Annotated in this window: 16 protein-coding genes; 12 read left to right on the forward strand and 4 right to left on the reverse strand. The window is 52.7% G+C overall.

Annotated elements, in window-relative coordinates; genetic code table 11:
• The first annotated feature begins 132 nt into the window (after nucleotides 1-132).
• From NOS26_RS08775 to htpG, 4 genes are all read left to right on the forward strand, one after another.
• Nucleotides 133-435, forward strand: a complete 303-nt coding sequence (locus tag NOS26_RS08775; RefSeq protein WP_255917582.1) for a hypothetical protein — start codon at nucleotides 133-135, stop codon at nucleotides 433-435.
• Nucleotides 432-590 carry a hypothetical protein gene (locus NOS26_RS08780; protein ID WP_014016992.1) on the forward strand — a complete coding sequence of 53 codons (159 nt, stop codon included), beginning with the start codon at nucleotides 432-434 and terminating at the stop codon, nucleotides 588-590. Before NOS26_RS08775 ends, NOS26_RS08780 begins: the two co-directional genes overlap by 4 nt.
• 39 nt (nucleotides 591-629) lie before the next feature.
• Nucleotides 630-2,756: an ESPR-type extended signal peptide-containing protein gene (locus NOS26_RS11645; RefSeq protein ID WP_305120451.1), complete on the forward strand. Its 2,127-nt coding sequence runs from the start codon at nucleotides 630-632 to the stop codon at nucleotides 2,754-2,756.
• Nucleotides 2,757-3,143: 387 nt separating this feature from the next.
• The gene (htpG, locus tag NOS26_RS08800; protein WP_014016990.1) at nucleotides 3,144-5,093 is read left to right on the forward strand and encodes a molecular chaperone HtpG; all 1,950 of its coding nucleotides are present in this window, start codon (nucleotides 3,144-3,146) and stop codon (nucleotides 5,091-5,093) included.
• Nucleotides 5,094-5,387: 294 nt separating this feature from the next.
• On the opposite strand, the gene gltS is transcribed toward htpG, so the two are convergent.
• Together gltS and NOS26_RS08810 are read right to left on the reverse strand one after the other, a co-directional pair.
• Entirely contained in the window at nucleotides 5,388-6,650 is a 1,263-nt protein-coding gene (gene gltS / locus NOS26_RS08805; RefSeq protein WP_095340535.1) for a sodium/glutamate symporter, read from the reverse strand.
• Between the two features lie 114 nt (nucleotides 6,651-6,764).
• Complete coding sequence (locus tag NOS26_RS08810; RefSeq protein WP_255917583.1) at nucleotides 6,765-7,976, reverse strand: nucleotidyltransferase family protein; 1,212 nt, start codon at nucleotides 7,974-7,976, stop codon at nucleotides 6,765-6,767.
• A gap of 260 nt (nucleotides 7,977-8,236) precedes the next feature.
• On the opposite strand from NOS26_RS08810, the gene NOS26_RS08815 reads away from it, so the two are divergent.
• The 3 genes from NOS26_RS08815 to NOS26_RS08825 are packed head-to-tail and all read left to right on the forward strand — an operon-like array spanning nucleotide 8,237 to nucleotide 10,724.
• A complete protein-coding gene (locus NOS26_RS08815; protein WP_027895757.1) occupies nucleotides 8,237-8,773 on the forward strand; it encodes a hypothetical protein in 537 nt (178 codons plus the stop codon).
• A 31-nt stretch (nucleotides 8,774-8,804) separates the two neighbouring features.
• The gene (locus tag NOS26_RS08820; RefSeq protein ID WP_036203959.1) at nucleotides 8,805-10,001 is read left to right on the forward strand and encodes an acetate/propionate family kinase; all 1,197 of its coding nucleotides are present in this window, start codon (nucleotides 8,805-8,807) and stop codon (nucleotides 9,999-10,001) included.
• Between the two features lie 36 nt (nucleotides 10,002-10,037).
• Nucleotides 10,038-10,724: an HAD family hydrolase gene (locus tag NOS26_RS08825; protein WP_036203962.1), complete on the forward strand. Its 687-nt coding sequence runs from the start codon at nucleotides 10,038-10,040 to the stop codon at nucleotides 10,722-10,724.
• A gap of 157 nt (nucleotides 10,725-10,881) precedes the next feature.
• On the opposite strand, the gene NOS26_RS08830 is transcribed toward NOS26_RS08825, so the two are convergent.
• Entirely contained in the window at nucleotides 10,882-11,271 is a 390-nt protein-coding gene (locus tag NOS26_RS08830) for a hypothetical protein (RefSeq protein ID WP_027895760.1), read from the reverse strand.
• Between the two features lie 5 nt (nucleotides 11,272-11,276).
• Nucleotides 11,277-12,188 (reverse strand): LysR family transcriptional regulator, encoded by a 912-nt coding sequence (locus NOS26_RS08835; RefSeq protein WP_014016983.1) that lies wholly within the window; start codon nucleotides 12,186-12,188, stop codon nucleotides 11,277-11,279.
• A gap of 490 nt (nucleotides 12,189-12,678) precedes the next feature.
• Between NOS26_RS08835 and nifJ the strand changes: the two genes are divergently transcribed.
• The 5 genes from nifJ (at nucleotide 12,679) to dtd (ending at nucleotide 22,932) form a co-directional block, all read left to right on the forward strand.
• On the forward strand, nucleotides 12,679-16,194 hold the full coding sequence (gene nifJ / locus NOS26_RS08840; RefSeq protein WP_022497482.1) for a pyruvate:ferredoxin (flavodoxin) oxidoreductase: 3,516 nt from the start codon (nucleotides 12,679-12,681) through the stop codon (nucleotides 16,192-16,194).
• 148 nt (nucleotides 16,195-16,342) lie between these two features.
• Complete coding sequence (locus NOS26_RS08845; protein ID WP_255917585.1) at nucleotides 16,343-17,965, forward strand: EamA family transporter; 1,623 nt, start codon at nucleotides 16,343-16,345, stop codon at nucleotides 17,963-17,965.
• A 324-nt stretch (nucleotides 17,966-18,289) separates the two neighbouring features.
• A complete protein-coding gene (gene recJ, locus NOS26_RS08850; RefSeq protein ID WP_255917586.1) occupies nucleotides 18,290-20,266 on the forward strand; it encodes a single-stranded-DNA-specific exonuclease RecJ in 1,977 nt (658 codons plus the stop codon).
• Between the two features lie 15 nt (nucleotides 20,267-20,281).
• The gene (locus NOS26_RS08855) at nucleotides 20,282-22,486 is read left to right on the forward strand and encodes a bifunctional (p)ppGpp synthetase/guanosine-3',5'-bis(diphosphate) 3'-pyrophosphohydrolase (RefSeq protein ID WP_255917587.1); all 2,205 of its coding nucleotides are present in this window, start codon (nucleotides 20,282-20,284) and stop codon (nucleotides 22,484-22,486) included.
• On the forward strand, nucleotides 22,483-22,932 hold the full coding sequence (gene dtd / locus NOS26_RS08860; RefSeq protein WP_014016978.1) for a D-aminoacyl-tRNA deacylase: 450 nt from the start codon (nucleotides 22,483-22,485) through the stop codon (nucleotides 22,930-22,932). Before NOS26_RS08855 ends, dtd begins: the two co-directional genes overlap by 4 nt.

Here is a 22,932-nt window from a genome sequence, read left to right on the forward strand (position 1 = left end):
CTGCAAACTATATATATACTAAAGTATGTATATATATATAGCTTTTCCGGATATCTTGCCGTTCCTTCCATATTATGCTATAATTATATTATAATAAAATTATCATAAAATGTAAGGGGGGGGGTGAAAATCATGTATCCTGTCCAACTGATGATTTCTTACTTTACAACTAGTTTTACGGCCATCATGCATATCGGCAGAGAGGTGACGGCTAAACAATATACAGGGGGGGATTTACAAGATAGTAAAGGCACATATATAAAAAAACAGGCCCAGGAATGGGTGCGTCTTGTTTCATATAGATATAAAGAAGGACAGTGTAGGCATATACTCTCCTTTTTGGCATGTTTGCATTCGTTTGTTATTTCCAATTATTGGTTACCACCTGTCTGCCATTCAGTATGGAATGACAGGAGCATGACCATGTTCGTATGAAATGTGCTGTTTGCGGCAAAGAATTTACCTGCCGGGAATGTGGGAAAATCGTCATCGTTACGACCCCCAAAGACCGGCATCGGACTTTTTGCTGTGATGACTGCCGAAAACGTTGGTTTAATAAACGGCGGAAAGTTTCGTATGAACAGAAATAATACCTGAAAAAGTACGTATAAAAGAAGGAGGATATCTATATGAATAAAATATACAAAGTCGTGTGGAATAAAGCAAGAAATTGCTATGTTGTAGCTTCGGAATTTGCTAAAAATCATCAAACGGGTTCAAGCCGTATAAAAGCTGCATCTGTAGCGGCTGTTATGGCAGCAACTATGCTAACTATCGGGACAGGCGTTATATATGCTGCTGATAATGTAGATACAAGTGTAAAAGAGCCAAAAGAAACTATTGTATATAACAATACAACAGATGAAACCACGAAGTTAAATGATCCTAATTTAAGCCATTATCGTCCTGGTACTTGGGTTCATGGTCATACAGCTGAATGTGGTGAGTTGACGTATAATACAACATTGACGATTGGGGACATTAATAAAGTTGCTGATGCGTTAGTTGAGAATGATAAATTGCTTTATGATCAGGACATTAAAAATGTAACCATGAATAAGGAAACGAATAAGGGAACAATTTCCTTGATACGTAATGATGGGAGTAGCGTTCAAAATAATATTACTTTAACTGGAAACGGTGGTGTTAACGGTCAAGATACAGCAGTAACTGTTACAGTTGGAAACGAATCTCAAAAATTTCAGACAGGCTCTGTTGTTAGGGCAATTGAAGATACTAGCGGAAAAGTAACAGGATTCACTATTAATGGAACTCCTTATAATGTGATGAATCTGCCCGTTCACATCTATAACGGAGGTAAAGTTGCCAGTGGTGTGTATGCAAGCGGTACCCAGATTGCAAAGGACATGACGATTAGCAATCTGCAGTTTGATTTTGGCGATGGCCTGAAAGCAGAAGAAGTGGGCGCAGAAGGAGACAAACGCGTCCTGGTATCCCTGGATAAAGATGCCCTGAAGGGCGACCCTGATTTCAAGGGGGATAAAGGCGAAAAAGGTGACACCGGCGCTCAGGGTGAACAAGGTCCGAAAGGCGACAAGGGTGACACCGGCGCTCAGGGTGAACAAGGTCCGAAAGGCGACAAGGGCGATAAAGGTGACACCGGTGCTCCCGGCAAGGATGGTAAGGACGGTAAAGACGGTGGCGTAGGAACTGTCGTTGGTGACGATACCAATATAACCGTTGAAAATCAGGAAAAAGACCCAACCAAACCGGCTAACTACAAAGTATCCCTCAATAAAGAAATTACCGTAGATAAGGTCACAGCTGGAAAGACTGCTATTTCCAGTGATGGTTTGACCATTGCGGAAGGCCCGTCAGTCACCCAGCGTGGTATTAATGCGGGTGATAAGAAAATCACGAATGTAGCAGATGGAATCATCTCGAAAGGTTCGAAAGATGCCATCAATGGCGGTCAGCTCTACAACGAAACGAGAGTTGCAAAAGACGGCAACTTCGTCAAACAGTCCAACACGGCTGGCAAAAACTTGTCGGCTTTGGATAACCAGGTAACGGCCAACACGGAATCCATTTACCATATGAATGGTCGTATTTCTGACCTCGATAACCGCGTCAACAAAGTCGGTGCCGGTGCTGCGGCTTTGGCAGCATTACATCCATTGGATTTTGATCCGGATGCGAAGTGGGACTTTGCGGCAGGCTATGGCAACTACCGCGGCGCCAATGCAGCTGCTGTTGGGGCATACTATCGTCCGAATGAAGACACGATGTTCTCTGTAGGCGGTACCTTTGGTAATGGCGAAAACATGGTTAATGCCGGCGTAAGCTTCAAACTAGGTTCCGGAAGCAGTCATGTATCGACTTCTCGTGTAGCGATGGCGAAGGAAATTAAAGAACTGCGCGGTGAATTGGAAGCTATGAAGTCAGCCATGCTCGATGCCAATGCAGGTAAGAAGATAGATACATCCAAACTGCAGCTCTTCCCGGATGTACCGCAGAATCACTGGGCTTACGAATACGTAGCACAGCTGGCCGGCAACGGCATGATCGAAGGCTATCCGGATGGCAACTTTGCCGGAGACCGCCCGATGACGCGGTATGAATTTGCAGCTATCTTGTATCGTGCCATGACAAAAGGCGCTGTCTTGTCCGACAAGATCCTCAGCGAATTCTCGCATGAATTAGAATACTTCACTGTCGATACGATAGCAAAAGACAAAGCAGGCAATCCGACGATTCAGCGTGTTCGCACAGTCAAAGAAAACAAAAATAAATAAGCTTAACGAACCATTGAATAACGGATAGGAAAAAGAACGATGCAAAGAGAAAAATTTTCTCGATGCATCGTTCTTTTTTTGTTGGTTGCTTGTTGCCTGATTCTAATCTTTGATACATATGATATAATACCAGGAGAAATGCGAATTAACATGGAAGTGTAAGTGATGAGGTATTCTATAGATTTACTTGTTTTTTTATCATACTAACATGCTAAATATAGTATAATACAATCTGGTACACTATTTCAAATTGCATACTGGATACACGATAAAGGTCAAATTCTTAAAAAATACTTGACTATTTGACTTTTTGCTGTATGATATTGGTGTAAGGGTACCTGAAGGTATCCGCCACTACGGCAGAATCGTACAAAGGAGTGTTTGAATATGGCGAAAGAAACCCATGAATTTCAAGCTGAAACGAAACAATTACTGGACTTGATGGTCCATTCTATTTATACGAATCACGAAATCTTCCTTCGTGAATTGATTTCCAATGCATCCGATGCTATCGACAAGCTGCATTACCAGTCGTTGACTAACGGCGACCTCCTCGAAGGCGATACGGCCTTTGAAATCCATTTGACGCCTGACGCCGATGCCCACACGCTGACTATCTCCGATAACGGCCTGGGCATGAACAAACAGGATTTGATGGAAAACCTGGGCACCATCGCCCAGTCCGGCACCAAGGCTTTCCTGGAAAAACTGAAGGAATCCCAGGATGCAGACAGCACGGACAAGGACCTCATCGGCCAGTTCGGCGTCGGCTTCTATTCGGCCTTCATGGTCGCCGATAAAGTCACCGTCGTCACCCGCAAGGCCGGCGAAGAACAGGCTTATAAATGGGAATCCACAGGCGATGGTGAATACAGCCTGGAAGAATGTCAGAAACCGAAACACGGCACGACAATCATCCTCAGCCTGGGCAAGGACTTCTACGGCGATGACAGTGAAGAAAACTACACCGACAAGATGACCCTCCAGAGCCTGGTCAAGAAGTATTCCGACTATATCCGTTACCCGATTACCATGGATTTCACGGCCAAGGAAAAACCGAAGGATGCCGATGGCAAGGTCATCGAAGACGCACCGGAAGAAGAACACACGGAAACGCGGACGCTGAACTCCATGCAGCCCTTGTGGACGCGCAACAAATCGGACATCAAGCCGGAAGAATATAAGGAATTTTTCCAGCACCAGTTCTATGAATGGGAAGAACCGATGGAAATCTTCCACAACCGCGTCGAAGGGGCCGTCGATTACACGGCGCTCCTGTTCATCCCGGGCAAGGCTCCGTTCAACCTCTACTATGCCGACTATGAACCGGGCATCCAGCTCTATTCGCGCCACGTCTTCATCATGGATAAATGTAAAGACCTCCTGCCGGATTACCTGCGCTTTGTCAAGGGCCTCGTCGATTCGCCGGACCTGTCCTTGAATATTTCCCGTGAACTCCTGCAGAAGAGCCGCGAACTGAGCCTCATCGGCCGCAACTTGGAAAAGACCATCCTCAAGACGTTGAAGCGGAATCTGGAAAAAGACCGTGAAAAATATGAAACGTTCTGGGCTGAATACGGCAAATCCCTGAAAATCGGCGTCTACAGCGGCATGATGACCGGTGAAAACAACGTCGAAAAATTGAAGGACCTGCTGCTCTTCATGTCGTCGAAAGATGGCAAACTCTGCACCATCAAGGAATACGTCGACCGCATGAAAGACGGCCAGCAGAAGATCTACTACGCCACGGGCAAGGACAAAGAAGCCATCGAAGGCCTGCCGCAGATGGAAATGCTCCGCGACCGCGGCATCGAAGTCCTCTACATGACTGACCCGGTCGATGAATTTGCCGTCGAAGCTATCGGCGAATACGAAGGCCACCGCTTCCACTCCATCAGCCGTGGCGACTTGGACTTGGAAGACGACGCCTTCAAAGAAGAAAAGAAGAAGAACGAAGAATTGGCTAAGGATAATGAAAGCCTCTTGAAGGATATGAAAGACTTCTTGGGCGATAAAGTGGCCGATGTCCGCTTGTCCAACCGCTTGAAGAGCGGTGCCGTCTGCCTCGTCGCCGACGCTGCCGGCCCGTCCCTGGCTATGGAACAGGCCTTTGCCGCTGCCAACAACCCCATGCTCAAGGCCCGCCGCATCCTGGAAATCAACCCGCAGCATGAACTGTTCGGCAAACTGACTGCCGTCCACGACCAGGGTAAAGACAGCCAGTCCTTCAAGGACTACTGCAACCTCCTCTACGATCAGGCACTGCTCCTGGAAGGCATCATGCCTGACGACCCCGTGGCTTTCGCCAATAAAGTAGCCAGCCTGATGGCAAAATAAAATTCCATACAAAAAAAGCCCCTCCCGGTGTGTGACCGGAAGGGACGTTCCTCCAGCAAAAGGGCTTGTCGCATATGCGACAAGCCCTTTTGCCGTAGGGGCCGTCCTGTTAAGGCGGCCCGTTTGTGGGAATTCCGCAAACTGACACCGCAATTCGTAGGCCGCAGTTCACCGATTAACCTCTCAGTCAGCTGCGCTGACAGCTCTCCTAGCAGGAGAGCCGGGCCGCCTTTCAGGACGGCCCCTACGAAAGCCGTGAGACCGCTAACTGCTAGCCACGAGCCACGGGCCCTACTAGTGGAATATATTGATGAAGATGGTGATGATCGAGGCGTTGACCGGGTCGATGATGAGCGAGCCGATGAGGGGGATGACGAAGAAGGCCGTCGGTGCCGGGCCGAAGAGTTCGGTCATGGCCGTCATGTTGGCGATGGCGTTCGGCGTAGCGCCGAGGCCGAAGCCGCAGACGCCGCTGGTCATGACGGCTGCTTCGTAATCCTTGCCCATGGCGCGGAAGACGATGAAGTAGGCGAAGATAGCCATGAACAGGGCCTGGCTGAGGAGCATGACGACCAGGGGGATGGCCAGATCGGCGAGCTGCCAGAGTTTCAGGCTCATGAGGACGCAGGTCAAAAAGACGGTCAGGCTCAGGTTGCCCAGGACTTCGCTTTCACGCTGGTAGATTTTGTAGGCGTGAGTGAAGTCGGCGATATTGCGGATGATGGCAGCGACGATCATGGAGCCGATATAGCCCGGGAAGACCAGACCGATGCTGCTGAAGAAGCCGCTGACCAGGGTACCCAGGCCCATAGCCAGGAAGAGGTGGGCCATGGCGTTCATGAAGCGGTAGTTGTCGATGGTCTGACCGATTTTATTTTCAATCTTGATGGCGTTTTCTGCGCGTTCCTTATTGCCGGCAACGGCTTTCAGTTTCGAAACGGTGCCAGCATTGAAGGATGGGTCGAAGCGTTCCGATTCGGCCGAGCTGACCAGGTGGAATTTGTGGACCAGTTCTTCGCCAATCGGGCCGCCGATGACGCCGCCGGCGACGAGGCCGAACGTAGCGGCTGCGACGGCAATGGTAGCGCCGCTGTCGAGGCCGATGCTTTCCAGGAGCGGGCCAAAGGCCGCTGCCGTACCATGACCGCCGACCATGGGGATGGAACCCGTTGCCAGGCCCAGGAGCGGGCTCAGGTTGAAGGCCATGGCCAGGCCGGAGCCGATGATGTTCTGGAAGATGATTAAAATCGTCGTGACGATGGCCATTTTGAAGACCATGACGCCGCCGCGCTTGATGAGGCTGATGCTGGCCGTATAGCCGACGCTGGTGAAGAAGAGCATCATGCAGATGTTCTGCATGATCGTATCCTGTTCGTACTTCCAGATGCCCTGCGTATATAAGATGCAATTGATGATAGCAAATAAGATACCGCCGACAACGGGCGCCGGGATACAATACTTACGAAGGACGCTGATCTTGACGCGCAAGAAGACGCCGACGTAGTAGACGACGATGGCCGCAGCCAGGGTCTGATAGATATTAAGATTTAAAGACACGCGGAAAACCTCCTTATAATTTTAAAAATACAATACATATCATAACAGATTTTAGGCTGTAAAACAATTGCGAAAATAGGGAAACTTTTTGATTTTTTAGGTATATAGCAGATATTATTTTTGAATACCTATAAAAATAGGTGAATGATAATAATCTTGATGGCCTTTGCGCTGATTTTCTTTAGAAAAACAGAATGACTGGACATCGCTGGCCCGCAGGTCCAAGGCCAGTTGTTCCCGGCCCAGCGGCGTCAGTTTGGAAAGGTCCTGGCGGATTTTGGTGATGACTGCCAGCCTGTCCCGGGCGCCTTTCAGGAAGGCTGCGCCCCGGCCGTTGAGGGCCAGGAGGCGGGCGTACTGCGGGCCGGCCTCGTAGGACTGGTCCATGAGGCGGCGGGAGGGCTGCAAGAGGGTATAGGCCCCCATGCGGCACAGGCGGCTGTAGGCATAGCGCCGCGTCTTGATGAGCTTCAGGGCCTGGTCGTAATCGCCGGCTTCGGCGAAGGCGCGGTACCAGCGGTTTTCCAGGCCTTCCGTAAAGGCCGGCAGGCGGCGCAGCTGGTCCGGCGTGAGCAGGCGGTTCTGGCCGGCGACGAAATCGCCGTAACGGCGGTAATCCGTAAAGGCCCCCAAGGTCAGCTGGTCCTGCAGGGACGGGCGGACTCTTTCTACTATATAGGATATATAAGGCTTCCCATCGCCTGGATGGTCGGTCATGGCCTGCCGCAGGGCGGAGGCGCTGGCAAAGGTGGCGCCGAGGCCGGTATCGCCATGGCGGCCCTGGCGGGGCAGGGGAAGGAAGGACAGGGGCCGTTCCTGCTTCAAGAGGGCCCGGGCGTATTCAAAAGCCAGCAGGGCATTGGGCTGCTCCAGGAGCCGGGCTTCGTCGGGGGCCGCTGCCATGAGTGCGTCGGTCCGTGACTGACCGGCCGAACCTTTTTTGGCCGTCTCCGGGCCGATTTCCAGGGTATCGGCCCGGCGGGCCAGGGAGAGAAAATCCTCGGCCGTCCCCGCCTCGACGCCGCAGGCCAGGGACTGGCAGCCCAGCCGGGCCGCTAAGGTGACGCCGCCCAGGGCAAAGCCCGATGCGCTGGACAGGGCATAGACGGCCGGAAGTTCGATGACGGCATCGGCGCCGCCCTCGATGGCCCAGGCTGCGCGGTGCCATTTATCGAAAAAGGCCGGTTCACCGCGCTGGACGAAGGCGCCGCTCATGATGACGACGATGGCCGCATCGGTCCCGGATAAGCGCCGGACCTGGCGGATGAGATAGGCATGACCGGTATGAAAGGGGTTAAATTCGGCAATGATGGCGACAGCTTCCATAAGACCTCCATAAGTTCTAAAATTCACAATATTGACGCCGAGTATGGCATCACTGTATTTATGGGACGCATTTTTTTATAAAAAGTATAGCTTATTATGTTAAGTATACGGGCGGTATATTGAAACGTCAATGGTGTATACTCGTTAGGGACAAGGGAAGGGGCGAAAGTATTTGCAATTCGTCGCTTTTTTTAGGTGACGCTATAAATCTTTTATGCTATAATGAACCTAGTCTGTAGAAAGCATAAATAGGTGATTGCATGAAAGGATTGAAATTATTAGCAGTTGCGGCCATGACCGCAGCTGTCGTATTGTTGTCCGGATGCGGCAACATGACGATGCTCGAAGAATACAGTTTCGGGTATGTCCAGCTGAAAGCCGGCAATTCGGAAGTGTATGTCATGACGCCGTTCGATCTGGCACATGTAAGCCGCCAGAATGGTGAAGGCATGATGTACATTAACAACGATAAGCACATCAATGTCGTCGCTGTCTCCGAAACGGCTGGCGAAACGACGCCTGCAGCCATGGCAAAGGAATACGTTGCCATGCTGAAACAGACACCGGATGTTTCTGATCTGCAAACGAAGGTCACCGACGCGGAAGAAAGCGGCCGTAAGACCACCGTTGTCAACGCTTCCTATACGGAACCGCTCAACGGCCAGCCGGCCAAACTCACTGTGCGGAGTCTCTTCTTTGAAGATAATGGCCAGATATGGCACGTCATGTACATGTACAAAGACGGCGATGCCCTGGCTAAAGAAGTAGTTGACCACGTATTTGGCCAGCTCAAATAATTCTAAGACAAATGAAAGAGGGTAAATTTTCATGATCGTATTGGTTGTAAACTGCGGCAGCTCGTCCTTGAAGTACCAGCTCGTCAACATGGACAATGAAGAAGTAATGGCAAAAGGTTTGGTTGAAAAAATCGGCCTTCCCGATTCGCAGCTGACACACAAATGGAATGGCCAGAAAAAAGAAATCAAACAGTCCATTCCGGACCACAAAGTCGCTGTCAAACTCGTCCTCGACATCCTCACCGATGCTGAATGTGGCGTCATCAAATCCATGGATGCCATCGATGCTGTCGGCCACCGTGTCGTCCATGGCGGCGAAGAATTTGCGGCTTCCACGCTCATTACAGATGAAGTCATGAAAGCCTTGGAAAAATGCTCGGCTATGGCTCCGCTCCACAATCCGCCTAACATCATCGGCATCAACGCTTGCAAAGCTATCATGCCTGGCGTTCCTCAGGTCGGCGTCTTTGACACGGCTTTCCATCAGACCATGCCGGCTAAAGCCTTCATGTATGGCCTTCCGTATGAACTTTACAAAGAAGACCACATCCGCCGTTATGGCTTCCACGGCACGAGCCATCGCTATGTCGCTGGCGAAGTCGCTAAAGTTATGGGCGTACCGGTTGAAAAACTGCGCATCATCAACTGCCACCTCGGCAACGGTTCTTCCCTGGCTGCCATCAAATATGGCAAATGCGTCGACACGACTATGGGCTTTACACCGCTCGCCGGCGTCCTCATGGGCACCCGCTGCGGCGATATCGACCCGGCTATCGTCCTCAACGTCATGGACAACCACAACCTTTCGACGAAAGAAATGGATACGCTCATGAATAAGAAATCCGGCGTCCTCGGCATTTCCGGCGTATCCAGCGACTTCCGCGACCTCGGCGAAGCAGCTAAGGAAGGCAATGAACGCGCTCAGCTCGCCCTCGACATGTTCCATTATCAGGTCCGCAAAGAAATCGGTGCTTTCGCAGCCGCTATGGGCGGCGTAGACGTCATCACCTTCACGGCTGGCGTCGGCGAAAACGGTATCGAAGACCGTGCTGCCATTGCAGAAGGCCTGGAATACCTCGGTGCTAAACTCGACCCGCAGCGCAACGACGTCCGCGGCAAAGATGCCCTCATCAGCACGGACGATTCGACGGTCAAGATGTACGTCATCCCGACGAACGAAGAAATCATGATCGCCCGCGATACGAAGGAAATCGTATCCAAACAGTAATGACTCAAGTGCGTGCCCGCAGAGGGAGTGAATACGGTGAAACTACTATACTGGGACATTGACGGAACCTTATTGAATACAGGCCGGGCCGGCTTATATGCCATTGAAGAAGTCTTCCATGACCTCAAAGGCACGGACGTGCCCGTGCCCAAAATCGCCGCCGGCGGCCGGACGGATAATTTCATCTGCCAGCAGCTCTTGTACAAAGCGACGGGCATCATGCCGACAGACGAAGAAGTCCACGCTTTTTGCCGGGGCTACGAAAAGAAGCTCCTCAAATGGCTGAAGCGCAAGGCTGACGAAGGCGTCGTCCTGCCTCAGGTAGAAGCGAACCTGGCCTTTTTCCAGCAGCGCAAGGAATATAAGCAACTCCTGCTGACCGGCAACAGTGCCACTGGCGCCCGCATGAAGATGGATGTCTTCGGCCTGTCCCAGTATTTCGATTTCCCTCATTCGGGATTCGCCTTCAACTATTACTATCGCGATGATCTGGCCCGCAATGCCCTGGCCATTGCCAAGAAAGCCTGGGGCGACGCCATCGAGATGGCTTATGTCATCGGCGATACGCCGTATGACATCCAGTGCGGCAAGGCCATCGGCGCCCGCACGGTCAGCGTGGCCACCGGCCGCTATTCCTATGAGGAACTGGCTCAGTGCGCGCCCTGGAAGCTGCTCCATTCCCTGCCGGAACCGGAAACCTTCCTGAAAATCATCGAAAATTAAACACACATAGAAAGGGACTGTTGCACGAAGGCTTCGGCTATCAGGCGAGGTCCCTTTTTTTGTTTGAGGTTTGAGGTTTGATGTAAGGGCCTTTAAATTTACAACCATCCGCATCAAACATCAAACTTTTAACATCAAACTCGAAAAAGACCCGGACTCATAAGGAGTCCGGGTCTTTTTCGGGTTCTTCGATGCGCCAGGTGTTTTCCAGGACACGGAAATTGAGGCGATGCCATTTTTTTTCGATATCATCCAGTGTTTGTGAAGCAGAATATAACATATTATTTTGTTTTTTAGCCTGCTTTTCCAGCTGGGCGATGCGGACACGCTGCATGGAGATCGTGTCTGCCAGCTCATAGACCTGGAACTGGAGGGCGGCGATCCACAGGAACTCCAGAAGGGCGACGAGAACGACGCACTTCTGGGCCTTGGGGAGACCGCGCCAGGCCTGGCAGAAACGGCGGCGCAGGTGGGAAAGGGCGGCACAGCCCTGCTGTTCCTTTTGGCGGAGCCCGGCCAGGAAGGCCGGGGACTTATGTCTGTCCATGGCGCCTATAAGTTGGAAATGACGCGGGCCTTATTGCGGACGAAGTCGAGCCATAACTGAGCGGCATGGGAGAGGTAGTGGCCCCGTTTCCAGATGACGTAGAGGACGTGCATGATTTCCGGTTCGACCAGGGGACGGACGACGACCGATTCCGATACGCGGGGGTTCGTTTCCTTCGTCGGGCACAGGCGGCTCGGCAGGAGGGCGACGCCCAGGTTGGCCACGACGGTCTGGATCATGAGGTCCCGCTGGCTCGTTTCAAAGACGATCTTCGGCTGGAAGCCGATCTTCTTGCAGTGCTGGATGATTTCATCGTGCAGGTTGAAGTCGTCGCGGTAGAGGACCAGCGATTCATTGGCCAGCTTCTTGAGAGGAATCGTCTTTTCCTTGGACAGGATGTTGTCCCGGTGGATGATGACGTTCATCGGGTCCTGGGTCAGGAAGAACGATTCAAAATCCTTTTCCTTCGGCTGCGTGCAGACGATGCCCAGGTCGATGAGGCCTTCCTGGACGCTGATTTCGACTTTCTTCGAGCCATGTTCGTAGAGGTCCAGTTCGATCTGCGGGTATTCCTGCTTGAAGGCGCCGAGAAGGTTGGCGAAGATGGGGGCGCCCGTGATCGGCGGCAGGCCGATGAGGACTGTCCCCTGTTCCAGCTTAAATTCATTTTCAAAGTCCGTCTTCAAGTGTTCGAACATGAAGACGACGCGCTTGGCGTGGGAGAGGAAGATCGTACCGGCATCGGTGAGTTCGACGGCCTTGGCATTGCGCATGAAGAGGACGACGCCCAGCTCTTCTTCCAGGGCTTTGATGGTACGGCTGATGGCGGACTGGGAAATGTGCAGCGTCCGAGCCGCTTTGCTGAATGATTTCTTGTCGGCTACTTCGACAAAGTATTTAAGATGATGAAAATCCATACTAACACCTCCACTGATGGTGTACACCGAATCGGACCTTTAATATACACTCGATTGGTATACGTTTACAAAATAGCACTGAATGATGCATAAACTAGCATCACATTCCTATTGAATTTAGCATTACTTAGGCATATAATTAACTTGTAAGAAAAAGTTACAAAGTCGTTCGGTTTGTGATGGTCAGCAAGCTTCAAAAGGCATGTTGGTGTGCAAATCTGTAATATCACTATAATAGTATTACAGATTGAGAATATTAGCAATACTTTTTTTGAATATTGTTGAACCTTCCCACTTTTCATCGCATTTTTTTCAAGGTAGGGACGTGTATGGACGATACGTGAACAAAAGTCATCCATGGAACCTGGGTGATGGTGTCCGCGCCGCCCGTATGAGGATGCAACAGAACGTCTTTATAGCTTTCTTAAGCCTATCAGTATGGTGTTTCCATATTGAAAGTATACTTTTATTTAAGGAGCGTGTTTTATCTATGAGCAAATTTAAAACCATGGATGGTAACGAAGCAGCTGCATGGGTGTCCTATGCATTTACTGAAGTTGCCGCAATTTATCCGATCACGCCGTCTTCTCCTATGGCAGAACATGTCGATGATTGGGCAGCCGCTGACATGAAAAACATCTTCGGCCACAAAGTCAACGTTGTTGAAATGCAGTCCGAAGCTGGTGCAGCTGGCGCATTCCACGGTTCTTTACAGGCTGGTGCTTTGACAACTACGTACACGGCATCTCAGGGCTTCCTCCTCATGATCCCGAACATGTACAAAGTTGCCGGTGAACTCCTCCCGGGCGTATTCCACGTAGCTGCTCGTGCTTTGGCTAACCATGCACTGAACATCTTCGGTGACCATCAGGACGTTATGTCTGCTCGTGCAACAGGTTGCTGTCTCTTGGCCGAATCCAATGTTCAGGAAGTCATGGATCTCGGTGGTGTCGCTCATTTGGCAGCAATTAAAGGTTCCCTGCCGTTCATCAACTTCTTCGATGGTTTCCGTACGTCTCACGAAATTCAGAAAGTTGAAGTCATGGACTTCGAAAACTTCAAGAAACTCGTTGACTGGGACGCTATCGAAGCATTCCGCAAACGTGCCCTCAACCCGGATCATCCGGAAATCCGCGGCACTGCAGAAAACCCGGACGTATACTTCCAGCACACAGAAGCTTCCAACAAGTTCTATGACGCTATGCCGGATATCGTAGCTGACTACATGGACAAGATTTCTGAAATCACGGGCCGTACGTACAAACCGTTCAACTACTACGGTGCTCCTGATGCTGAATACGTTGTCGTATCCATGGGTTCTCTCTCCGACGTCGCTAAACAGACTGTCGAATACTTGCAGAGCCAGGGCGAAAAAGTCGGTGCCATCAACGTTCACCTCTATCGTCCGTTCTCCAACAAGTACCTCCTCAACGTTCTTCCGAAAACAGTTAAGAAGATTGCTGTCATCGACCGCACGAAAGAACCGGGTTCCCTCGGCGAACCTCTCTACCTCGATATCGTTGGCTTCGTAACTGAAGAAAACCTCAACATCGACGTTATCGGCGGCCGTACCGGTATGGGCTCCAAAGACGTTCTTCCGGAAGACTTCCTCGCTGTCTTCAAAGAACTCAAGAAAGAACATCCGCTCAACGGCTTCACGTTGGCTATCAACGACGACGTTACCAACCTCAGCCTTCCGCGCGAACCGAAAATGCCGCTTGACACGACAGGCCTTACGTCCTGCAAATTCTGGGGCTTCGGTTCTGATGGTACTGTCGGCGCTAACAAATCCGCTATCAAGATCATCGGCGACCACACCGACATGTATGCTCAGGCATACTTCGCTTATGACTCCAAGAAATCCGGCGGCGTAACCATTTCTCACCTGCGTTTCGGTACTCGCCCGATTGATATGCCGTACCTCATCGACGCAGCTGACTACATCGCTTGCCATCGTCAGTCCTACATCAAACGTTTTGATGTCCTCCGCGGCATTAAAGACGGCGGCACATTCATGCTGAACTGCACCTGGACTGATGAAGAACTGGAAAAAGAACTTCCGGCTCGCATCAAACGTTCCATCGCTAAACATCATGTTAAATTCTACACCTTGAATGGTGACGCTATTGGCCAGAAACTCGGCCTCGGCACTCGTATCAACATGGTCATGCAGGCTGCATTCTTCGCACTTGCTAAGATCATTCCTATCGATGATGCCGTTAAATACCTGAAAGACTCCATCGTCAAGAGCTATGGCAAGAAAGGCCAGAAAGTCGTTGACATGAACAACGGCGCTGTTGATGCTGGTATCAAAGAATTCCATGAAGTTAACTATCCGGCTTCCTGGGCTGACGCTAAAGACGAAGTCGTCGAAGGCCGCCCGGCTACGAAGTACTTCACGGAAGTTGCAAAACCGATGCTCGAACAGGTTGGCGACGATCTCCCGGTTTCCGCATTTGCTGGCCGCGAAGATGGCACCATGCCTTCCGGCACTGCTAAATTCGAAAAAGCAGGCCCGGCTCTCCACGTTCCTTCCTGGGATGCTGAAAAATGTATCGGCTGCATGCAGTGCTCCTTCGTTTGCCCGCACGCAACCATCCGTCCGGTCCTCACGACTGACGAAGAACTCAAAGCTGCTCCGGCTGGCTTCCAGACGGCTGCTAAAGCTAAATCCGGCAAACAGTATCATGTTTCCATCATCGTTGACCAGCTCGACTGCCTCGAATGCGGTTCCTGCGTAAACGTCTGCCCGGTTCAGGCCCTCACGATGGTTCCGAACACCGACGCAGAACGTCAGAAGATGGATCTCTGGTACTATGGTACGGAACAGGTTGCTCCGAAAGCTAACCCGCAGAACAAGAAGACCGTCATCGGTTCTCAGTTCGAAACTCCGCTCCTCGAATTCTCCGGCGCATGCGCAGGCTGCGGTGAAACACCGTATGTCAAACTCATCACGCAGCTCTTCGGCGATCGCATGATGATTGCAAATGCTACTGGCTGCTCCTCCATTTGGGGTGCATCCGCTCCGGTTTCCCCGTACACCATGAACGCTGCTGGCCATGGCCCGGCTTGGGCAAACAGCCTCTTCGAAGATGCTGCTGAATTTGGTCTCGGCATGTTCCTCGGCGTAGACAAAGTCCGCAAAGACTTGGCTGAAAACCTCGACGCTGCTAAAGCCGTTGCTTCTCCGGAACTCCAGGCTGCACTCAGCGACTGGGCTGCTAACATGAACGAAGGCGAAGGCTCTCGTGAACGCGCTGACAAACTGACAGCTCTCCTCGAAAAAGAAGCTGCTGGCAAACCGGTTCTCGAAGACTTCCTCGCTAAGAAACAGTTCTTCGTTAAACGTAGCCAGTGGATCATCGGTGGTGACGGCTGGTCCTACGATATCGGTTACGGCGGTGTTGACCACGTCCTCGCTTCCGACCACGACGTCAACGTCCTCGTCCTCGATACTGAAGTTTACTCCAACACTGGCGGTCAGTCCTCTAAAGCTACCCCGACTGCAGCAATCGCTCAGTTCGCTGCTGCCGGCAAACGCACGAAGAAGAAGGACCTCGGCATGATGGCTATTTCCTACGGCTATGTATATGTAGCTCAGGTAGCTATGGGTGCTGATAAGAACCAGCTCATGAAAGCTATGACGGAAGCTGAAGCTTACCATGGCCCGTCCCTGGTTATCTGCTACGCTCCTTGCATTAACCACGGCATCCGTAAAGGCATGGGCAAGAGCCAGCTCGAAGAAAAACTCGCTGTCGAATGCGGTTACTGGGATCTCTTCCGTTACAACCCGGATCTCAAAGCTCAGGGCAAGAATCCGTTCAGCCTCGACTCCAAAGAACCGGATTACAGCAAATTCCAGGAATTCTTACAGGGTGAAGTTCGTTATGCTTCCCTTAAGAAAGGCTTCCCGGAAGAAGCAGACGCTCTCTATGCTAAGACAGAAGCAGACGCTAAAGCTCGTCGCGAATCCTATGTACGTTTACAGAAGGGTTTTGAAGACTAATTTGATTGCACTCGCTGCATGAGAATAGAAGAAAGGCCCCGCATGAAGGTTTCGACCCTCATGCGGGGTCTTTTTTATTGCCATCCTTTCTCCATAGGTATATAATAAAGTGTGTTTTTAAGAACCACTTAGAAAGGGGCCTTTCTGTATGTCATCTAAATTGGGTACGTTATGTATTGTCCTAACGGCCATAGCCTTTGGTACGATGGAAATTTCCTTGAAGATTGCCGGGACGGCGTTCACGCCTTTCCAGCTGACCTTTCTCCGGTTCCTCGTCGGCGGGCTGCTGCTCATGCCGCTGGCTATCCGCGATTTGAAGAAGCGCAGCATCCACCTCGATCGTTCCGATTGGGGGTATTTGGCTGTCCTCGGGCTGATCAACATCTGTTTCAGCATGATCTTCTTCCAGATCGGGGTCAACATGGCCAATGCCGGCCTGGCAGCCATTGTCTTCTCCAGTAATCCGATTTTTGTCATGATTTTCTCGTATTTCATTATTCACGAAGCCTTTACCCGCAAGAAGGCCATTACCTTGGTCTTGAGCCTTATCGGCCTGGTCATCGTCGCTAATCCCATGGCTATTATCCGCAGCGGCAATATCGGCTTGCTCGTATCACTGGCAGCTGCCGTTTCCTTTGCCCTTTACACGACGCTGGGGAAACTGCGTATTGAAAAACTGGGCGGCAATGTAGAAAATGCCTTCAGCTTTCTTATCGGCTGCGTCTTTCTGCTTTTCCTCCTCTTGTTCCACGGCGATCCCATTGTGGCCGGTATTGATTCTCATACCGTGTGGTCCCTTATTTACTGTTCCTTAGTCGTCACGGGCTTCGGCTATCTGTGTTTCATGAAGGCCGTCGAACTGACAGGTCCGTCCAATGCGTCCTTTGCCTTCTTCATTAAGCCGATTATCGCCTTGATCTTGTCGGCCATCATCTTGTCGGAACCGATTACGGTCAATGCCGTCGTCGGCTTGGCGCTGATCCTTCTGGGCTGCACCATGGCAGGGCCGATTGAACACCTGCTCTTCCGCCACCATGCTATCGGCGAAATCGAAGGCCGCGAAAACCATCCGGCTTGGATCAAGGAAGATACAGAAAGCCCCTTGGTCATTACGATTTCCCGTGAATACGGCAGCGGCGGCCGCAATATTGGCAAGCTCGTCGCCCGTCAGCTCGGTATCCCGTATTACGATACGGAAATCCTCAATTTGACCCGCAAAGAACATCCTCAGACCTTCGCTGCTTGGTGTAAAGACCGCAAGCGTCTCCTCGGGCCCTTGCTGACCAAGGTCTATGATGATTACATCCACTATGCATCGGGCTATGAATCGAAGCAGCAGGAAATGTTCCGCGATGAAGCGGAAGTCATCCAGGGCCTGACGGCTGGGAAATCCTGCGTCATCGTCGGCCGCCTGGCCAACTACATCCTGCGCAAACGGCCGAATACGTTCAACGTCTTCATCTCGTCCGACCCGGACTGGGCCATCCAGCGCATCATGCTCCGGGAACACGTCGATGCCGACAAGGCGCGGAAAATCCGTAACCACGTCAATCACGAACGGCGCGACCACTGCATGTACTGCACCGACTCCTATTGGGGCTATGGCGCCAACTACGACTTGAGCCTCAAGTCCAGTGACTACGGCGTCGTCAAGACCGCCGACCTCATCTTGCAGGCCGCTCAGCACCGCCTGACCATCTCCAAAGAGGACATTAACCCCGCAGCCGACCACAACGCCATCTCCACACCGGCGGCAGCGGCCGAATCGTGAGTTTGTAGTAGGGGCTGTCGCACGAAGGTTTTTGCCATCATGCATGGCCCTTTTCTTAAATGTTTGAGGTTTGATGTCTGATGTTTGAGGCAATGGCTTTTAAAGTTTGTCCCATCCACATCAAACTTTAAACTCCAAAAAGCGCTGTCTTTATATGACAGCGCTTTTTTTATACTTCAAATTTAAACAAATCTTAAATTTTCTCAAAATTAACAAATAATGGCAAGGAGCGATAGATTTAGTCTTTATTTTGAGAATAGAAAGTGATAAAATAAGAGATGACTTATTGATAGTGATTATTCCTGAGAATGTGTTGTGATAGCTATGGAGAAACGATGGCAATTCGGCCGTCCGGACAGCGGGCTCATACAGGCTTTGACCGAACAATTACATATCTCTCCGGTCTTAGCACAGGTACTGGCCAATCGCGGCATTGCCGATGCCGGCGAAGCCAGTCATTTTCTTCATGATACCCTGGCCGATATGGCTGACCCTTTTTTGATGAAGGGCATGGACGCGGCCGTGCAGCGGCTGGAACAGGCCATAACCGAAAACCAGCGCATCGTCATCTACGGTGACTATGACGTCGACGGCATTACGTCGACGTCTCTTGTTTATTCCGTCCTCCGCGACCTGGGTGCGTCGCCGCAGTTCTACATTCCTGAACGGGAGAGCGAAGGCTATGGCCTCAACGAAGGGGCCCTGGCCCAGCTGAGCCGGCAGGCGGATCTGCTCATCACCGTCGACTGCGGCATTTCGTCATACGACCTGGTCCGGCAGTTCTCACCAGTCCTGGATATGATTATTACGGATCATCACGAGCCGCCGGACCTGATTCCGCCGGCCCTGGCCGTCCTCAATCCCAAGCAGGACGGCTGCTCCTATCCCTTCAAGGAGCTGGCCGGAGCCGGCGTGGCCTACGTCCTCTGCCGGGCCTTGTGGCAGCATCACTGCCAGGAGGACCTGCCGGGCTATGCCGACCTGGCCGCCTTGGGGACCATTGCCGATCTGGTCCCGCTGACCGGCGAGAACCGCATCCTCGTCCGCTATGGCCTGGCGGCCATGAAAGAGGGGAAGCGGACGGGCCTCAAGGCCCTCCTCGACGCGTCGAATCTGAGCGGCAGGGACATCACGGCCGGCCGCATCGCCTTTACGGCGGCGCCGCGCCTCAATGCGGCCGGCCGTATCAGCCATGCCACGAAAGGCGTCGAACTGCTCCTGGAGACCGATGCGGCTAAGGCTGCGGCCGATGCGGCCGAACTGAGCCATCTCAACACAGAGCGCCAGGACATCGAGCACACCATTGCCCAGGAAGCCATCGCTCAGATCGAAGGGCAGGGGAGGGGACGCGACGGCGTCCTCATCGCCTATCACCAGGGCTGGCACGTCGGCGTCATCGGCATTGCCGCATCGCGCCTGGTGGAAACGTACTACCGGCCATCCCTGGTCATCACCGTCCGCGACGGCATCGGCAAGGGCTCGTGCCGCAGCATCAGCGGTTTCAATATGTACGAAGCCCTGCAGTATGCCCAGGACCTGCTCATCCAGTTCGGCGGCCACACCATGGCAGCAGGCTTTTCCGTCAAGGCCGAGAATATCGAGGCCCTGCGCCAGCGCCTGCTCGATTATGCCGCAGCCCACATGACGGCGGCTGATTACATCCCCTTGGTCCACATCGACAAGGAACTGGAACCGGCGGAGGTGACGCTGGACCTCATTGCCGAACTGGCCCGCCTGGAACCGTATGGCATGGGCAACAGCCGGCCCGTCTTTTCCCTGACCGGGGCGGTGGTAGAAGAAATCCGGCCCATCGGCCGGGAAAAGCAGCACGTCCGCCTCGTCGCCCGCGGAGCCGACAGGACGCGCCTTTCCGGCGTGGCCTGGTCCCAGGCCGGCCTGTGTGACGCCATCGTCGAAGGCGATGTCATCGACGTGGCCTTCCAGCTCGAACGGAACGACTTCAATGGCCTGTCGTCGCAGCAGCTGGTCATCCAGGACGTCCACCTGCCCCATCGCCATATCGTCCTCAATCGGGCGGTCATGGTCGATATCTACATGGCCCTCAAGAAGTGCATCCCCGACTGGGGCATGCCGGTCTGGCAGGTCCGCCGCCGTCTGGCTGCGGCCCAGGGGGACTGCTACGACGTCCATACCATTTATGCTGCCATCGTCGTCCTGCGGGAAATCGGCGTCCTCAAAGTGCGCCATGATGACGACGGCCCAGCTTATTATTTTCCTATCCTTGCGGGGAAAATGGATCTCCATGCGTCGCCGACGTATGAATTGTACTGCAAGGAGTAAGGAGGTCTTCATATTATGGAATTTAAAGATAAAGATGTCGAATTTAAACACCTCATCGATACGATACATTCGTATTTGCCTAAGGCCAAATGCGATGATGTGACCAAAGCCTACCAGCTGGCCGAAGAGGCCCATAAGGACCAGCGCCGCGTCAGCGGGGAACCGTATATCCTGCATCCCCTGGCGGTGGCACAGATACTGGCAGATATGAAAATAGACACGACGACCATTACGGCGTCGCTCCTCCACGATGTCGTCGAAGATACGTCGTATACCCTGGACGACCTCAAGAAGATGTTCGGCAAGGAAGTGGCCTTCCTCGTCGACGGCGTCACCAAATTGAGCCGTCTCAATTACCGTACCAAAGAAGATCAGCAGCTCAACAGCATGCGCAAGATGTTCCTGGCCATGGCCAAGGACGTGCGCGTCGTCGTCATCAAGCTCGCTGACCGCCTGCACAACATGCGGACCCTGCGCTACATGCGCAGCGACAAGCAGAAGCGCATCGCCCAGGAAACGCTGGAAATCTTTGCGCCCCTGGCCCACCGCTTGGGGATCTTCAATATCAAATGGGAACTGGAAGATCTGTCCTTCCGCTATCTCGAACCGGATAAATACTATGACCTCGTCGACCAGATGAAGCAGAAGCGCCACGTCCGCGAAGAAATCGTCAACGAAGCCATCGACGTCCTCAAGAAGGCCCTCGACGAAGCCCATATCCATTGCGAAATCAACGGCCGGCCCAAGCATTTTTACAGCATTTATAAGAAGATGAAGAAAGATAACCGCGACTTGAGCCAGGTCTATGACCTTTTCGCCATCCGCGTCATCGTCGACGACGTCAAGGACTGTTACGGCGTCCTGGGCATCGTCCACAGCCTGTGGAAGCCCTTGCCGTACCGCTTCAAGGACTACATCGCCATGCCCAAGCCCAATAACTATCAGTCCCTGCACACGACGGTCATCGGGACGCGGGGGCAGCCCGTCGAAATCCAGATCCGCACCTGGGAAATGCATCGCATCGCCGAATACGGCGTCGCCGCTCACTGGCGGTATAAAGAAGGCAACCAGACGGCCAATAAGGACGCTTTCGATGAAAAGATGGGCTGGCTGCGCAACCTCCTGGAATGGCAGGATACGAGCAATCCCAAGGAATTTGTCAATGCCCTCAAGCTCGATGCTTTTTCCGACGAAGTCTTCGTTTTTTCGCCGCGGGGCGACGTCATCGACCTGCCCCAGGGGGCTATTCCCATCGACTTCGCCTACCGCATCCATACCGACGTCGGCCACCGCTGCGTCGGCGCCAAGATCAACGGCAAGATCGTCCCCTTGGATTATAAATTGAAGAACGGCGACATCGTCGAAATCATTACGTCCAAAGTGGGCAAGCCCAGCCTGGACTGGCTGAACATCGTCGGCAGCTCCGAAAGCCGCTCGAAGATCCGCAGCTGGTTCAAGAAGGAAAACCGCGAAGAAAACATCGCCAAAGGCCTGGATGCGCTGGAACGGGAATGTAAGCGCCTGGGCCATGACTGGAAAGCCCTCAACGTCGGCGGCCGCCTGGGCCGCGTGGCCAAGCAGATGAATGCCGGCTCCGAAGACGACCTGGTCGCCGCTGTCGGTTACGGCGGCTTTGCCGTCAATACGGTCCTCATCAAGCTCCTGGAACTGCACAAGAAAGACCTGCAGAAGCAGGAAGAAAAGACCAACAGCCTGGTAGCCCTGGAAAAACTCAAGACCAAGAAGCCTGTCAAGCACAACGGCACGGGCATCCTGGTCAAAGGCGAACCGGGCCTCTTGGTCCGCCTGGCCAAGTGCTGCAGTCCTGTACCGGGCGACCCCATCATCGGCTTCATCACCCGCGGCCGCGGCGTCTCCGTCCATCGCGCCGACTGCCCGAATGTCACCCATGGCCAGAATGACGTAGACCGCCTCATCGACGTCGAATGGGATTACGACGGCAACGAACGCTTTGAAGTGAACATGGAAATCGTCGCCTACGACCGCACGGGCATCATGGCCGAAATCATGGCCACCCTGGCGGAAATGAAGATTTCCATCCTCAGCGTCAACGCCAAGACCAGCGATACCAAGAACGTCACCATCCACATGGGCATCAGCATCAAGGACCTGGCCCAGTTCGAATTTGTCGCCACCAAGATACGCCGCCTGAAGGATGTCTATGCCGTCGAACGCTATACGGGAGGGGGACAGGCATGAGAGCTGTCGTACAAAAGACCTTGAAGTCCTCTGTGACGTCGGACGGCGTCTTGGCAGGTCAGGCCGGCAGCGGCCTGACGGTCCTCCTGGGCGTGTCCGTCAAGGATACAGACGATGACGTCCGCTACCTGGCCGATAAGATCGTCCACTTGCGGATCTTTGAAGATGATCAGGGGAAACTCAATCACTCCCTCCTCGATGAAGGCGGGGAGATGCTGGTCATTTCGCAATTCACCTTGTACGGCGATGCCCGCCACGGCCGCCGTCCCAGTTATATCGAAGCGGCCAGGCCTGAACAGGCTGAAGCCCTGTACAATCAGTTCGTCGACGCTGTCCGCGCCTTCGGGGTACCCGTGGCGACAGGCCGTTTCCGGACCCACATGGTCGTATCCCTGGAGAACGACGGGCCCGTGACCATCCTCTTGGACAGCCAGAAAACCTTTTAA

The organism is Megasphaera sp. SC8-1, from assembly GCF_024436295.1.
GTDB lineage: Bacteria > Bacillota > Negativicutes > Veillonellales > Megasphaeraceae > Megasphaera > Megasphaera elsdenii.